This is a genomic window from Avrilella dinanensis (genome assembly GCF_002807015.1).
Lineage (GTDB): Bacteria > Bacteroidota > Bacteroidia > Flavobacteriales > Flavobacteriaceae > Flavobacterium > Flavobacterium dinanensis.
Map to the genome: position 1 here is coordinate 2,175,841 of NZ_NIPO01000001.1, position 15,262 is coordinate 2,191,102.

The window sequence follows — 15,262 nt, forward strand, 5'->3', positions numbered from 1 at the left end:
TTTTATTTCATTTAATAATAAACCTTATTTTTCAACCTTGATGAAAACCAGAACATTATACTTTAATATTATCAAATTTTTACTGTATGAGAAAGTTAGATAAATATTAATGTTCCTTTTTAAGCAGAGCTTTCTTTTTCTTGTTTAAAATAGAGGAAAATACAAAATATTGTTACAAAAAAAGATATCAAATACCTCAAAGCATCGGCGATTACCACACCTTCCACGCCAAATATATCCACAAAATAATTGGCTAACAAATAAAAAATAACCAAAGAAAGAATTTCTGTAAAAATAAAATATTTGAACAGCCTTTTTGCCAGAAACTGATAAGACAAAACAATCGACGCCAGCTTGATAAAATCGCCGATGAGTTGCCATTTGAACAAATCGGCAACACCGTCAAATCCTGGAAAAATCAGGGCAACAACCCAATCCCGCAAAATATACAATAGCAACATGCCTAAACCGAATATAGGCAGTAAGGTTTTATAAATATGAAAAGTTTCTTTTTTAAACTCAGCAGCGGTATGGATTTGGGAAAATTTGGGTAACACATACATCGTGAATACCGCACTCGAAAACAGCATATAGTTTTTAGAAATATTCGTCATTGCCGTCCAGGTTCCTGAATCATTTTCAGACAGTTTGTCCGTTAGCATATTACGAATATCAATACTCACATAGTTAATCAGAATCGAGGACACAAACGCCATCATTGCATATATCATAAAACTCTTGACAATAGTAGAATCGACTGATAACGAAAATTGAAGTCGTTTTTTGAAAAAACGAAAAAGCAACACAATCAGTATCATTAACTGAAATATCGGACTGATGATAATAGCTAAAAATACGCCTTCTAGTTGATTTGTGAATAATAAAAGAACCGTGAGAGCTGTAGCTAATAAATACCCGACGAAATCAATAAAGGCTAATTTTTTGTATACCGATAATCCATTTGCGACAGCATAAAATAACCGTTGAATACCAATAGTTGGTGACAGTATTGCCATGGCTTTTATTATCCAACCATACTCATTCGTTCCAAACAAACTTTCGCTGATATAACCGGCTCCTAAAAGCAAAACGATAAAAACCAAAAAGCTTCCGATAAGTGTCAGTAAAAATGAGGTAGAAAGTACATTTTTAAGCTGTTTTTGCTGATATTTTGTTTCGGCGATGTGCCTGATTACACCGTTAAAAGTACCCAATGACGAAAAAGTCGTGACCATGTTCAGCATATCGCGTAACTGCCCGATTCTATGCACACCTACTTCCCCGAGATGAACAGCAATCAGCCGTTGTACAACGACTGATATAACCAATTTACTCGCCATGACCACACCGTTTAGCGAAGTCATTTTGAGCAACAGATTGTTTTTTATGTAGTCTTTTATGTTCAATTAATAAGCATTTATAACTTCGATAATTCGGGTAACTTCATCGGCTGTCAGCATTTGATGACACGGCAGACTCACGATTTGCTGATGAATCAATTCTGAAAGAGGTAGACGTAAATTGGCAAAATCTTTCATACCGGCTTGCAGATGTGAGGCAATAGGGTAGTGAATCAATGTTTGAATTCCGTTTTCCAACAAAAATTGCTGGAAATTTTCCCGGTTTTCCACTCGAACGGCAAAAACATGGAAAACGTGAGCTTCCTCCACGTCCAAGGAAGGTAAAGCTATTTTCGGATTGTCAATTTCAGATAAATATCGCTTGGCAATTTTCCTTCTTTCCTGATTATTTCTGTCTAAATCCGGTAATTTCAAACTCAAAAATGCCGCCTGAATTTCGTCTAATCGAGAATTAATTCCTTGATATTTATTGTGGTATTTCATTTCTGAACCATAGTTCCGTAAAGCATTGATACAATTTGCCAAATCATCATCGTTGGTCGTAACCGCACCTCCGTCGCCAAGGCAGCCCAGATTTTTTCCGGGATAAAAACTAAACCCTGCGGCATCGCCGATAGCCCCGGCCGTCATTTCGTCACAAACAGCTCCGTGTGCTTGTGCAGCATCTTCGACGAGTAGCAGATTATGCTTTTGTGCCAGTACTTTTATGGCTTTTGCTTCAGTTACTTGTCCATACAAATGAACCATCAAAATGGCTTTGGTGCTCGGGTTGATATGAGCCTCAATACTTTTTACTGTCAGATTATAATTCAACAAATTAGTATCTGCCAAAACAGGTTTCAGTCCGGCGTTGATGATGGATAAAATACTGGCAATGTATGTGTTAGAAGAAACGATAACTTCATCTCCGGGTTGAAGTTTACCAAGTTCAATATATGCCTTAAAAATCAGTGTCAAAGCATCTAACCCGTTAGCAACACCCAGGCATCTTCTGACACCGCAATAGTTGGCAAAAGTTCGTTCAAATTCGAGCAATTGTTCGCCGAGAATATACCGGCTGGCATCAAAAACCGCCTGTACTTTCTTTAAAAAAGCCTGCTCATAAGGCTTGTTGATTTTATTAAGGTCTAAATAAGGTATCATAAATAAATAGATTCTAAGGCGTTGTTTTTCAATGAAAAAGAATAAGTTTTCTGCGTACATACTCTCGCCCCGAATCCTTCTTTCCAAAAGAGCAGTCCCTGATTGATTTTTTTTCCGTTGTCTTCATTGGAAGTGCCAAAATCAAAATATTTCTTTGTGTTTTGAAAATACTTCATCAATTCTGTGAACAATAAATCAAGTCCGCCTAATTGCCGGTAATCTTTCAAACCGGATATATACTGTACATGAACAACATCTTTATTGATGAATAAAACGGTTCCTCCGATGATTTTATTGTCCAGTTTTAATTCATAAAACCGGATATTGTCTGGAAAACGGTGTTTTAGTAAAGCGATTTCATCGTATGTATGAACGGGATTTGTATGATATTTTTTATTCAGATTTGCAGTTAATATATGTTCCCAAAAAAAAGACAAATCATCGGTTTCATTTATGGTAATTCCTTTTTTTTTAGCACTTTTTGCATCTCTAAGAATAGATTTTGATACCCGAAATGGGGCAGCCAGGTCGATGGCGCTACATATTTCCGATTTAATTATTTTAGCCTCGGTTACATAACTCAAGTAAGGCAAAATATCATTAAAATACTGATGATAAAAAACCGGAATTTCCTTGATAATCAACTGTGCAATCTGCTGATTGGTCAGATAATCAAAAATATGTTCAAAATATTTGAGCTGATTGGTGGTTCGCTCCCCGTTTTGTACAATTAGTCCGCCATAAGTCAATCCCTGATGAGAATAAACTGTATTTTCATGGATATTGGCAGGAAAAACAGCAACTAATTTATCGTTGTCAAAAACCATCAACGAATAATCCTCAAATCGGTAGCTGTGATATTCCATAAAATCTCTGTGAAACAAAAAAGTTCCGTTTACAGAATTCAATACAAATTCGTTCCACGAATCGTAATACTTTGGAGAATATTTGATTATTTGTAAAACCAATATCATTTATTTTAGGCGAATTTACTGTATTTTTTATGATAATCTGAATATTCCCGCTGTTTTTAGCGTTTGAAAATTTAAACTATACTAGATAATCGGCAGAAATATATATACTGAATGTTAAACTAATTTAGCTGTTTTCTGAATAGAAATGAATTTATCTAAATTTTTGTATTTCCTGCTTAAAAGTGCTAAGTATTAATTTGTGCTTATATGTGAATGAGATTAATTGTAAAATCGTATTAATGATTGGAAATGCTAGTATGATTAAAATTAGTTCATTAGAAATTGTTCCAAGTTCATACCAAATATATCCTAACAGGATAAATGAAATTATTAAGGAAAATAGAATAGAATTAGTATGAAAAAAAGGAAAGTAATTAATTTGGTTATTTTCATTTATTTTACAAATAACTACAGGAGATATTATACTCATATAATGCTCAATTCTAATTTGATATTTGTTAGTTTTTAATCTTTTTACTTGTAATTCATTACCATTACTTAGTTTATATCGAGCTGTTTTTCTATGTTGTATCGATTCTAAAGTAGAAATAATAGTTTCGTTTTGTTTGTTTTTTTCTTTTAACTGTTGAAGCTTATTATTTTCAATTATATCTAATTCATTTTCAATTTTTTTATTAATGTGGGAATCATAATTTCTTTCTTTTAATATTGAAATAGCAGCTAATCTTGCCTCTGACACATATTTAATATTATTCTGAGCAATCTTTTCCAATTCATTATTTGATAATGTCTGGTACTTTTTATAAAAGAAATTATTTGTGCTTTTCACTTGATGAAGTTTGATATAATAACTCAATATACGAAACTTTTTGAGCTTTAGAAAAATTTGTACGGTTTAAAATTTCAAATTCAAAAAAAACCTGATTTTTAAAATCAGGTTTTTATATTGTAATAAAATCGGTTGATTATTCCCCAAGAAAAGGATATCTGTAATCCGTGTCCGGAACAAATGTTTCTTTGATTGTTCTTGGCGAAACCCAACGTAACAGGTTAATCATCGAACCGGCTTTATCGTTTGTACCCGATCCTCTGGCACCACCAAATGGTTGTTGCCCCACAACAGCTCCGGTTGGTTTGTCGTTGATATAGAAGTTACCAGCCGCATTTTCCAATGCTTTGGTAGCTGTTTCTATCGCATATCGGCAACCTGAGAAAATAGCTCCTGTCAAAGCATACTCTGAAGTACTGTCCACCAATTTCAGGCTTTCTTCCCATTGGTTGTCTTCATACACATACACAGTCAGGACAGGACCAAACAATTCTCTTTGCATAGTATCGTATTTAGGATTGGTTGTTACGATAACTGTTGGTTCAATAAACCAACCTTTGGATTTATCGTACCCACCACCCACAACAATTTCAGCTTCGTTGGAAGCTTTTGCATCGTCGATAGCTTTGGCTAATTTGTCAAATGAAGATTCGCTGATTACCGACGAAATGAAGTTGCTCATATCTTCCGGCGACCCCATTTTGAATGAGTTTAAATCGTCAGTTACATATTTTTTTACCTCTTCCCACAACGATTTTGGGATATAAGCACGGGAAGCCGCCGAACATTTTTGTCCTTGGTATTCAAACGCACCGCGGGATAATGCTGTGGCAACTTCTTTGGCGTCAGAGCTTGGGTGTGCCCAAACGAAATCTTTACCGCCGGTTTCCCCAACAATTCTCGGATAGGTTTTGTATTTGCTGATATTTTGCCCGATAGTTGACCAGAAGCTGTTGAAAACACTTGTTGAACCCGTAAAATGGATTCCGGCAAAGTCTTCGCTTGCCAAAACGGTATCAGTAATCATTCCTGAATTACCATAAACTACGTTGATAACACCATCTGGCAATCCGGCTTTTTTAAATACTTCAACGATTACTTTTGCAGAATAAATTTGTGTTGCCGCTGGTTTCCAAACCACCACGTTACCCATCATTGCCACACAAGACGGCAGATTTCCGGAAATAGCGGTAAAGTTAAACGGCGTGATGGCATAAACGAAACCTTCCAATGGTCTTTGCTCTACACGATTCCAGATTCCTTTAGAAGAAATCGGTTGTTGTTTGTAGATTTCGGTCATGTACTGTACATTGAATCGCAGGAAGTCGATAAACTCACACGCAGAGTCGATTTCTGCCTGATGAACGGTTTTTGCCTGAGCAATCATTGTTGCTGCATTGATTTTAGCTCGGTATGGTCCGGCAAGTAATTCGGCAGCTTTCAGGAAAATTGATGCTCTGTGTTCCCACGACATTTGTGACCATTTTTTTCTGGCTTCCAAAGCAGCGTCGATAGCTTTTTTTACCAATGTTTCGTCAGCAGTGTGATACACTCCCAAGTGATGTTGGTGGTCAAACGGCGGGAATAAATTTTTGGTATTTCCGGTTCGGATTTCTTCTCCTCCGATATATAATGGAATATCTACTTCCTGATTGTACATTTCTTTGTACGTTTTGAGAACTTCTTCTCTTTCCGGGGAATTCGGTGCGTAAGTTTTTACCGGTTCGTTTTGGGCTACCGGCACGTTAAAAAAACCTTTTGGCATAACTTTAGTCTTTTTATTTTAATTAAAAATCTATGATATTTCTTCTTGGTTTTTACTTGCCGAGAAGATGGTTTCAAATTTACGAATATTTGAAGGTATAATGAAATTATTGCGTGATATTTATACTTTCCGCATCGCCGTATCCAATTGCAGCATCATGTCGGTCGTTGTTTCCGCGATAATAGAGCAATACCTGATACAGATTTTCGGTTTCATAAAAATTTCCATCAATGGAATTTTCATCATTTATTTTTTGTCCTTTAGCGGTAACAAACCGGTAATTGACAAAACCTTGCTTGAGCAAAAGGGCTATTTCATATAATCCTGTTGAAGAATTATATTCAAGCAGATAATCATCACTGATTTCGTGGTTGTTGAACTGCCCGACGATGTAAATCGGCTCGTCAGTTTTTTCTTCTATCTTTAAAGAAAAATAAACCCAGGCATAATCTGATTCAATCTGATGATTTGTACGGTCTCTGTTATTCGGGATAAAAGCTCCGTCCAAATCTTCAAAAAATGTATAGTAATTACGAGGTTCAAATGTGTAGAGGAAACTGTTGTACAAACCGGTGTCGGACGTTACATTTCTGACCATGTTGTTCACTTGCGTAAGACGGCTGTTTTCGTAATACCAATATTCGTTTCCTGCCCAAAACTGGGTTTCTTCTTCATAACGGTATCTGAATTGCGTTCCCATCACATATTGCGGTTTGATGTTATTTATCACATTATCAAATCTGCCATTCTGGAAAATCGCTATTTTGAAATTCTGCCTGGGATTGTTGTAATTGACATCGCCATAATCAAATGAAAAATATACATTTTGTTTACTAATGCTGGTTTTCGGATTTCTCGGACGGGCAATTTCCACCCCGATGTTAATTTGCTCTTCGTAAACGATAAACTTCCTGCTGAAAATTTCATTTCTGTCCTGGTCTAAAATATGTATCATATAATTTCCGGACAACGATAATTTGGTATCCGCATTCGGAAGAGATACGGCATAGTGCGTGTAGGCTTGTAACGTACCGAACGAATTTTGCATGTTTTTGATGCGTACGTCGTCCATTCCGGACAGATATTCTGTTTTGACCAAATCAGACGGCGACCAGTCGTAATTGTGATAACTAATGGTGTAATAATAATCGGTATTGCTCGCCATCAAGTCATCAAACCGGAATGTGATGTTAGTATTTTTCTTAAAAATCGGTATCTGAGATTGACCGGATTTTTCAAAATGTACTGATTTGATATAGTAAGGCGGACTTTTTTCTGCCACAGGCTGTGCATACATCACGGCTTGGGCGAGAAGGAAAAATGCAATCCATATTTTTGCCATAATCATTGATTTTTAGATTGATAATATTGTGTTTGTTTAATGTTTATAAAGTTGGAAAAGTTTAAAGTTAAGTACTGAATAACATTGATTAATTTGAAAATCCAACTTTAAACAAAAAAAAACTTTAAACATTAAACACTCTTACTGCTTTACATCATATATTTCATGGCAAGCCCCTGAATTTCGATTTCAAAATTCTGTAATTCAGCATGCCGGTTGCTGTTGGTTTCTACGCTTTTTTGAACATATTTTTTTCCCAGCGGGGATTGGTAAAACTCAATCAGCTTTAATACTTCATTCTGTGTAAATTCAGCCGCATAATTTTTTACCTGTACTTCAACAAATTGATGAACAACCCTGTTGGCATCTGCCATAAAAGTTTTCTTTTTGTCTGTCGGCAATTGCTTGCCAAATCTGTACACAAGATTGGTGTATTTTTGCACTGTGCCGTCCAAGTCCAGCAATTTTCTTACATCGTTTCTGTTTGCCTGAGCCATAGCTGAGGTCACGCTGAACAGGAATAAAAATAAAAGTACATTTTTCTTCATAGCTTTCTTTTTTTAAGGAATATCCAAATATTTATGTGTTTGTACGGATATTTTCCACTTCGGATTTTTCTTTACATATTCAATAAGCAACGGATTCATCTTTTCTCTTTTATCCCATTCAACCTGCAAGTACAAAACCGCATTTTTGTTCACTTTTCGGGCTTGTTCTTCGGCAAATTCAAAATCGTGTTTATTGTAAATAATACATTTCAGCTCGTTTGCCACTGCATAAATTTCCGGCAAGGGCAATTTATTTTTTTTCGGCGATAAACAAATCCAGTCCCAATGTCCGGACAGTGGGTGTGCTCCCGAAGTTTCGATATTGGTCTGCATATTATTTTGTTTTAGCAAAGCCGTAAGTGGGTTCAGATTCCACATCAGTGGTTCGCCACCGGTAATCACAACCAGGTTTCCGTTTCCGTTAGCATCTTCTATCATCTTTTCAATCGGCACAACCGGATGCAGGTTTTCGTCCCAACTTTCTTTCACATCACACCAATGACAGCCGACGTCGCAACCTGCCAAACGGATAAAATAGGCGGCATGTCCTGTATATCGCCCTTCGCCCTGAATAGTATAGAAAGATTCCATCAAAGGTAATGCCAATCCTTGCTCAATATTTGTTTTTTTCAACTGTTTTAAATTTTAATGCAAAGATAATGCACAAATTGCGGATAAAAAAAACCGACTAAAAAGCCGGTCTTTTTCTCTAATTCAAACTGTTTAACCTCTCTCTCACAGCATGATTTTCCGGTTGCAGGTTCAATATTTTCTGATAATATCGTTTTGCTTTTTCCGGATTTTTGTCTTTGTTGTAATTAGCAATATATGTAGCACCTTCAATCACTCCGTCTCTCAATGTTTCTACATTGGTCAGGTTTTTATCTTCAATGATGTCAATATATTTTTCATACGCTTTTTCTGCGTCGGCTTCTACGGTATTTCCAGACATCAGAATCAATGTACGTGCTTTTTGCAAATACGATTCGTGAGAAGTCGGCGAAGCTTCGATAGCCAGATTGAATGCTTCAATCGCTTTTTGTCTTTGGTTTTTGAACATCGGGTCGTCGCTAAGCAGATACAAAGTTGTGCCTTTGTAATAAGAATCGTAAACCAAATTTCGGTTGTTCGGATTACGCGTACCTATATCAAATAAGAAATATGATTGCATATATTTTCCTTCATTGAACAATTCCAACCCATATTGATACAATTCTTCTGCCAAAGCGGGGTCTTTGCTCACGCCTTGTGCAATGTTGTCAATCGCTTTGTTGTACATTTCGTCGTTGTATGTACCGTCTGCATTTTTCGATTTTTCGATTTCAGACAATCCGTAGTACAGCAAATCCACTCCTCTTAATTTGGTTTTGTCTTGTACATCAAAGTATTGCCACAAATGCTGGAAGGCTTCTTCTCGGTTTCCTAACTCAAATTCAGCAATTCCTCTGAATTTATACAACGGAAAGTTATCTCCTCTTTCGAGCCAGTTTTGGTCGGTAAGTTTTTGCAATGTTTCAAAATCAAATGAACGAACCAAAAACTGAGCGTACTCGTTGTCTGAATCAAAAGACTTACCAATCATTTCGTGGTATTTGGCGTAGTTTTTTACACCTTCTGCACGCTTGGTTCTGTCACCGGAAAAACGGGCATAATCCAAATAAACCTGGCCCAATAATTTATAAGCCGGTTCGTAATTTTCATTTTCCTTGATGGCTAATTCCAGCTTTTCAATAGCTTCCGGAAATTCGTTGTTATATTTATGGATTTTTGCCATCGAATGCAACATAGGTACATTGTTTTCGTCCAATCTTTTGATTTCTAACAAAGTTGCCCATGCGTTTCGAATGCTTTTTTCAGCGAAATAAGCATCAGCCAATGTTAGGCGGGCATCAATGCTGTTAGGCTGAACTTCCAAAGCTCTTTTAGCAAATTCAATTGCTTTTGCTGTGTCCGGTTTAGAGGATTCGATATAATTTTTAGCTATCAACAAAAGAAATTCAATATCTCCGGATTTGGTTTTGTACAAAGAAGCATTGAATTTGGAATTGGCTTCTTTCTCTTTACCTTCGTCCAGTGCAATACGACCAATGGCTATATTATTGATATCAATATCTTTCACAGCGAGTAAACCTTGTTTGAGGTAAATCATCGCTGAATCCGGAAAACCTTGCTCAATATGAACTACACCTATATTATAGTAATATTTCCCCTCTTTAGGCTTTGGCTCTTGTCGCATCAACTTATACAACGCTTCTTTGGCTGTGTCGTATTTTTTGAATTTGATGTCATATTCAACCTGGGCAATATCTTGTGACCAGGCAAATGATGCTGTCAAAGCCGAAAGCAATAATGTGTAGGTAATTTTTTTCATACGTATCTGAATACTTTTATATGTTAATAGCTTAATTATCTTTAATGTTTATTTCTCTTGTTGGAATTTTGACAGGTAAAAGTCCGGATTTCAATACCACACGCTGGCCTTTATCGCCGGCAGCAAAGGAAGCAAAACCTGTTCCTAATCCGCTTTTTCCTTGTAAATCTATGATATATATTTCTCTTACCAAAGGATAAGTTCCGTCAGCGATTGTCGATTGGTTGGCTTTGAAATAACTGTTTTCTTCTGCGTTATAAACCGCAAGCGACCGCACTTCATTCATTAGCTCCGTAATCGTATCGTTAGGTTGTACCAACCAGTTCAGTCCGACCACACCAATCAGGTTTTTGTGCCGGGTAACCAATTCCAGTACTTTTTCCGCATTATCCCGAAAATAAACCTGTTCAGGGATTTCCTTCACATCGGCATCACGCATTAGCTGATTGACCAATGTAGAATTGGCATTCTCAAATACAAACTGATATTTAGAATTTTCCGGATTTTTGATATACCCTAAAATATCTTCGTATTTTACCAAAGTATCCTGAAAACTTTTGTTGGCAATAAACACAATAGCATCTTTGGCGAATGCAGTTTGTTTAGGGCTTACTCTGTCTTTAAAAAAATCTATTTCTTTCTTTGTCAGTTTTCTCGGCATGATTGCCAGCCGGATACTGTCCTGAGCCAGTAAATTTACAATTCTGTTTTCGGAAGAGGCGACAGTGTTTAATTTCGCTTTAGGATATTCCGATGTGTAAACCATAGCAATATCTTCAAAAATCGGTACTACTGATTCTTCTACATAGACATTTACCTCTCCGCTCGAATAGGTTTCTTTAACCTCGTTGGTATCAGTTGTATTTTGATTGGTTTTGTCATTGCAACCGACTAAAAACGTTGCCATCAAAGCCATATTTACTGAAAGGTATAGTTTTCGCATTTGTGCTAAAAATAAAATAGTTTGGCTAAAATTAAAATTTATATTATAAATAACAAAATTATTCGTCTAAAATCTCATTTTAAATGTTATATCAGAGTTTTTCTTTGCTATTTTTACTGTCTATCTGAGTTCCAGCAATACTACATTTTCCACGTGATGTGTCTGCGGAAACATATCCACTGGTCGTACACGAACCACCCGGTATTTTTCGTCCATCAATGCCAAATCCCTTGCTTGTGTTGCCGAGTTACAACTCACATAAACCACTCGTTTCGGGGCGATTTTCAGTATTTGAGCCACCACATCTTTGTGCATTCCGTCACGTGGCGGGTCGGTAATGATTACGTCGGGCTGACCGTGGGTTTGGATAAATTCGTCATTGAAGACATTTTTCATATCTCCGACAAAAAAATCACAATTTGTAATTTGGTTGCGTTCAGCATTGATTTTGGCATCGGCAATAGCTTCCGGAACAGCTTCCACGCCAATTACTTTTCCGGCTTTTTTTGATACGAATTGAGCAATAGTTCCGGTGCCTGTGTATAAATCATAAACGATTTCATTTCCCGTTAGTCCGGCAAAATCCCGTGTGATTGAATACAACTGATACGCCTGTTCGGAATTGGTCTGGTAAAAAGATTTTGCATTGATGCTGAATTGCAAACCTTCCATTTCTTCTAAAATATAATCCCTTCCGTGGTAACAAATGACTTCCTGGTCGTAAATCGTATCATTCAGTTTTTCGTTAATCACATATTGCAGAGAAGTAATTTCCGGAAATGTCTGCATCAGATAACTCAGTAGTTTTTCACGATTTTCCGCATCTTCATGAAAAAACTGTAACAAAACCATGATTTCGCCGGTCGATGCGGTGCGAATCATCAACGTGCGTAACCAGCCGGTATGGTCTTTCGGATTGAAAAACGGCATCTGGTGTTCGTTGGCAAATGCTCTGATGCTATTCCGGATTGCATTTGACGGGTCTTGTTGTAACCAGCATTTTTTAATATCCAGAATTTTATCCCACATTCGCGGAATGTGAAAACCTAAAGCATTTTCTCGCTCGATTTCTGCTCCCGACTGAATTTCTTCCGGAGTAAGCCATCTCGAAGCACTAAAGGCAAATTCCATTTTGTTACGGTAAAAATAGGTTTTCTCTGAACCTAAAATCGGTTCAAAATCTGGCAAATCAATTTTTCCGATTCGCTTTAAATGGTTATATACCTCGTTTTGTTTGTAGAATAATTGCTGTTCATATTGCATATTTTGCCACTTGCAACCTCCACAGTAGCCAAAATGTTCACACACCGGTTCGGTTCGGTATTTGGAATACTCCTTAATATTAATAGCACGAGCTTCATAAAAGGCTTTTTTCTTTTTGGTGGTTTGTACATCAACCACATCGCCCGGAACCACATTGGGGATTAACACAATTTTCCCGTCCGGAGCTTTCGCAACGCATACACCTTTTGCCCCGGCATCTATCACTTCCAGGTTTTCAAAAAAAACCGGTTGTCGTCTGTTCTTTCTTGTCATATTGCAAAAATAAAAATTGTTTGCATGTAAACGACAAGTCTCCGGAAAAGTTTTTGCCTGTAAGAGCCTGTTTAATTTGTATTGTAAAAATGTTTATAGGTTATTTTTGCCTTGTTATGACCAAAAAGAAGCATAAACAAATTATTAGATAAATTTTAAACGGGCTCTAAAAATGAACCCTATATTATAAGGTATAAAAAACAAAATATTCGTAACTTGCACCTCGGATGATTTCTCTCCGATTTAAGCAGGAATAATTAAATATCAATAATAAAATAAATTTTATGTCAGCACTTACTTCAGCACAAGCTATCGCTTTGGAAGACCAGTACGGAGCACACAATTACCACCCGCTACCAGTAGTATTATCCAAAGGCGAAGGTGTATTTGTTTGGGATGCGGAAGGGAAAAAATATTACGATTTTTTGTCCGCTTATTCAGCAGTTAATCAAGGGCATTGCCACCCGGCAATCGTTAAGGCTTTGACCGAGCAGGCCAATACTTTGGCTTTGACGTCGAGAGCTTTTTACAACGACAAATTAGGCGTTTATGAGAAGAAAATCACAGAACTTTTTGGTTTTGATAAAGTTCTGCCGATGAATTCCGGAGCCGAAGCTGTGGAAACCGCTTTGAAATTAACCAGAAAATGGGCCTATGAAGTGAAACAGATTCCGGAAAATCAGGCGTTAATCGTGGTTTGCGAAAATAACTTCCACGGACGAACGACAACCATTATTTCTTTTTCTAACGACCAAGATGCTAAAAAGAATTACGGGCCTTATACCGAGGGTTTTATCCGCATACCTTATGATGATGTAAATGCTTTGGAAGAAGTGTTGAAAAACAATAAAAACATTGCCGGATTTTTGGTAGAGCCTATTCAGGGTGAGGCCGGTGTGTATGTTCCGCAGGAAGGCTATCTGACCAAAGCAAAAGAACTGTGTGAACAGCACAATGTTTTGTTTATTGCTGATGAAGTACAAACTGGGATTGCCCGAACCGGAAAGCTATTGGCAGTTGACCATGAAAATGTAAAACCGGACGTGTTGGTGCTTGGAAAAGCATTGTCGGGCGGAATGTATCCGGTGTCTGCCGTATTGGCGAATGACGAAGTGATGAAAGTTATCAAACCGGGACAACACGGTTCGACTTTCGGTGGAAATCCGTTGGCTGCTGCTGTAGCAATGGCTGCTTTAGATGTGGTTATTGACGAACAACTGGCAGAAAAAGCGGCACAATCAGGCGAGCTTTTCCGTAGTGAAATGAACAAGTATATCGCGAATTCCGGGATATGTCAATTGGTTCGTGGTAAAGGGTTGCTCAATGCTATCGTTATCAACGATTCGCCGGACAGCGATACTGCGTGGAATATTTGCTTGAAACTACGTGACAATGGTTTGTTGGCAAAACCAACACACGGAAATATTATCCGTTTTGCACCGCCGTTGGTCATGACCGAAGCTCAGATTCTGGATTGTGTGAGAATCATCACGGAAACTTTAAAAGAATTTGAAAAATAATATGATAAAAAATCATAGAAAAAGGCTATCAATCTGATAGCCTTTTTATGTTTACACAAATTAATTTTAATTTGCTTTTCTTTCTGCTTGTTGCATTTTTAGCTCAAGTTCTTTGAGTTTAAGCTCTTTGTCTTTGATTTTCAATTCAGCTTTCTGAATATCTATTGGTGACATTTTTCCTTTGAGTTGTTTTTTCTCTAATTTGTTTTTCGCTTTTTCTATATCAATTTTTGCTTTAGAATGCTTTTTAGAGATTTTTTCATATTGTTTTAGTGCTTTCTCACGTGCTTTTTCTGCTTTTTCCGCTTTTTTGATAGCTTTTTCCGCTGCTTTGGCTTGTTTTTGCTCTAACTTTTGTTTTCGCTTAGCCATATTTTGCTCATTTTTAATAGCTTTGGCTTCTGCCTTTGCTTTTTTCTGAGCGGCTTTTGCTGCTTTTGCCTCTGCATCAGCTTGCTTTTTCTTGGCTTTTTCGGCTTCTTTTCGGGCTTTTTCTTCAGCCTTTTGTTTGGCTTCTTCAGCTTTTTGCTGAGCTTCTTCGGCTTTCAAGGCTTCTTCTTCCGTAATGGATTTTAATTCAGAGGTTATAGGAGTAACCTTTTCCTCAATTTTTTGTTCTGCCTCTAATACCGGTGTGGTAGTTTCTTTTTCCTGTGCCATAGCCTTGTTGCTGATTGCAGACATAGCGAACACAGCCAATGCAATTGATCATAGTGAATTAAATTTTTAAATCGCTTGCAAAATCACAATTACTGTGCCAAAAATAATTATGTTTGTTTTAAAGGAGTTATCGCTACAACCAAAGTTGAAATTTTACGACTAAAATGTTAACCTATTCAATTGTTTTTTTAATCTTTAGTACTCAGCTCAAGTTTAAACAGGCTCTTAACTTTAAACAATTATTATGATAAATAAAAAATCTGTTTAACAAAGTAACAAATCTCTTTCTCAACAATATAAAAATTAATA

General features: G+C 36.9%; 13 protein-coding genes. 1 reads left to right on the plus strand and 12 read right to left on the minus strand.

Annotated features, from left to right (window positions below):
* Positions 1-119: 119 nt before the first annotated feature.
* From CDL10_RS10575 to rlmD, 11 genes are all read right to left on the minus strand, one after another.
* Positions 120-1,364 carry an O-antigen translocase gene (locus CDL10_RS10575; RefSeq protein WP_207760153.1) on the minus strand — a complete coding sequence of 415 codons (1,245 nt, stop codon included), beginning with the start codon at positions 1,362-1,364 and terminating at the stop codon, positions 120-122.
* A gap of 42 nt (positions 1,365-1,406) precedes the next feature.
* A complete protein-coding gene (locus CDL10_RS10580) occupies positions 1,407-2,504 on the minus strand; it encodes a DegT/DnrJ/EryC1/StrS family aminotransferase (protein WP_100678497.1) in 1,098 nt (365 codons plus the stop codon).
* The gene (locus CDL10_RS10585) at positions 2,501-3,478 is read right to left on the minus strand and encodes a GNAT family N-acetyltransferase (RefSeq protein WP_100678498.1); all 978 of its coding nucleotides are present in this window, start codon (positions 3,476-3,478) and stop codon (positions 2,501-2,503) included. Before CDL10_RS10585 ends, CDL10_RS10580 begins: the two co-directional genes overlap by 4 nt.
* 151 nt (positions 3,479-3,629) lie before the next feature.
* Entirely contained in the window at positions 3,630-4,268 is a 639-nt protein-coding gene (locus tag CDL10_RS10590; protein WP_133119487.1) for a hypothetical protein, read from the minus strand.
* A gap of 136 nt (positions 4,269-4,404) precedes the next feature.
* Positions 4,405-6,033, minus strand: coding sequence for an L-glutamate gamma-semialdehyde dehydrogenase (gene pruA / locus CDL10_RS10595; protein ID WP_100678500.1), 1,629 nt, complete (start codon positions 6,031-6,033; stop codon positions 4,405-4,407).
* A gap of 106 nt (positions 6,034-6,139) precedes the next feature.
* Positions 6,140-7,375: a type IX secretion system plug protein gene (locus CDL10_RS10600; protein WP_165773007.1), complete on the minus strand. Its 1,236-nt coding sequence runs from the start codon at positions 7,373-7,375 to the stop codon at positions 6,140-6,142.
* Positions 7,376-7,524: 149 nt separating this feature from the next.
* Positions 7,525-7,923: a DUF2059 domain-containing protein gene (locus CDL10_RS10605; RefSeq protein ID WP_100678502.1), complete on the minus strand. Its 399-nt coding sequence runs from the start codon at positions 7,921-7,923 to the stop codon at positions 7,525-7,527.
* A gap of 12 nt (positions 7,924-7,935) precedes the next feature.
* On the minus strand, positions 7,936-8,514 hold the full coding sequence (locus tag CDL10_RS10610; protein ID WP_100678731.1) for a 7-carboxy-7-deazaguanine synthase QueE: 579 nt from the start codon (positions 8,512-8,514) through the stop codon (positions 7,936-7,938).
* A gap of 118 nt (positions 8,515-8,632) precedes the next feature.
* Entirely contained in the window at positions 8,633-10,294 is a 1,662-nt protein-coding gene (locus CDL10_RS10615; RefSeq protein ID WP_100678503.1) for a tetratricopeptide repeat protein, read from the minus strand.
* A 31-nt stretch (positions 10,295-10,325) separates the two neighbouring features.
* Positions 10,326-11,201: a PstS family phosphate ABC transporter substrate-binding protein gene (locus tag CDL10_RS10620; protein ID WP_165773008.1), complete on the minus strand. Its 876-nt coding sequence runs from the start codon at positions 11,199-11,201 to the stop codon at positions 10,326-10,328.
* Between the two features lie 156 nt (positions 11,202-11,357).
* Positions 11,358-12,773: a 23S rRNA (uracil(1939)-C(5))-methyltransferase RlmD gene (rlmD, locus tag CDL10_RS10625; protein WP_100678505.1), complete on the minus strand. Its 1,416-nt coding sequence runs from the start codon at positions 12,771-12,773 to the stop codon at positions 11,358-11,360.
* Between the two features lie 284 nt (positions 12,774-13,057).
* On the opposite strand from rlmD, the gene rocD reads away from it, so the two are divergent.
* Positions 13,058-14,293, plus strand: a complete 1,236-nt coding sequence (gene rocD / locus CDL10_RS10630; protein ID WP_100678506.1) for an ornithine--oxo-acid transaminase — start codon at positions 13,058-13,060, stop codon at positions 14,291-14,293.
* Positions 14,294-14,359: 66 nt separating this feature from the next.
* Here rocD and CDL10_RS10635 read toward each other — a convergent pair whose 3' ends face one another.
* Positions 14,360-14,977 (minus strand): hypothetical protein, encoded by a 618-nt coding sequence (locus CDL10_RS10635; RefSeq protein ID WP_100678507.1) that lies wholly within the window; start codon positions 14,975-14,977, stop codon positions 14,360-14,362.
* Between the last annotated feature and the right edge of the window lie 285 nt (positions 14,978-15,262).

Bases quoted from the DNA above. Each gene is read 5' to 3' on its own strand.
- CDL10_RS10635 (WP_100678507.1), bottom strand. From the start codon at position 14,977: ATGTCTGCAATCAGCAACAAGGCTATGGCACAGGAAAAAGAAACTACC.
- CDL10_RS10610 (WP_100678731.1), bottom strand. From the start codon at position 8,514: ATGGAATCTTTCTATACTATTCAGGGCGAAGGGCGATATACAGGACAT.
- CDL10_RS10605 (WP_100678502.1), bottom strand. From the start codon at position 7,923: ATGAAGAAAAATGTACTTTTATTTTTATTCCTGTTCAGCGTGACCTCA.
- rocD (WP_100678506.1), top strand. From the start codon at position 13,058: ATGTCAGCACTTACTTCAGCACAAGCTATCGCTTTGGAAGACCAGTAC.
- CDL10_RS10600 (WP_165773007.1), bottom strand. From the start codon at position 7,375: ATGGCAAAAATATGGATTGCATTTTTCCTTCTCGCCCAAGCCGTGATG.
- CDL10_RS10620 (WP_165773008.1), bottom strand. From the start codon at position 11,201: ATGGCAACGTTTTTAGTCGGTTGCAATGACAAAACCAATCAAAATACA.
- CDL10_RS10580 (WP_100678497.1), bottom strand. From the start codon at position 2,504: ATGATACCTTATTTAGACCTTAATAAAATCAACAAGCCTTATGAGCAG.
- CDL10_RS10585 (WP_100678498.1), bottom strand. From the start codon at position 3,478: ATGATATTGGTTTTACAAATAATCAAATATTCTCCAAAGTATTACGAT.
- CDL10_RS10615 (WP_100678503.1), bottom strand. From the start codon at position 10,294: ATGAAAAAAATTACCTACACATTATTGCTTTCGGCTTTGACAGCATCA.
- rlmD (WP_100678505.1), bottom strand. From the start codon at position 12,773: ATGACAAGAAAGAACAGACGACAACCGGTTTTTTTTGAAAACCTGGAA.
- pruA (WP_100678500.1), bottom strand. From the start codon at position 6,033: ATGCCAAAAGGTTTTTTTAACGTGCCGGTAGCCCAAAACGAACCGGTA.
- CDL10_RS10575 (WP_207760153.1), bottom strand. From the start codon at position 1,364: ATGACTTCGCTAAACGGTGTGGTCATGGCGAGTAAATTGGTTATATCA.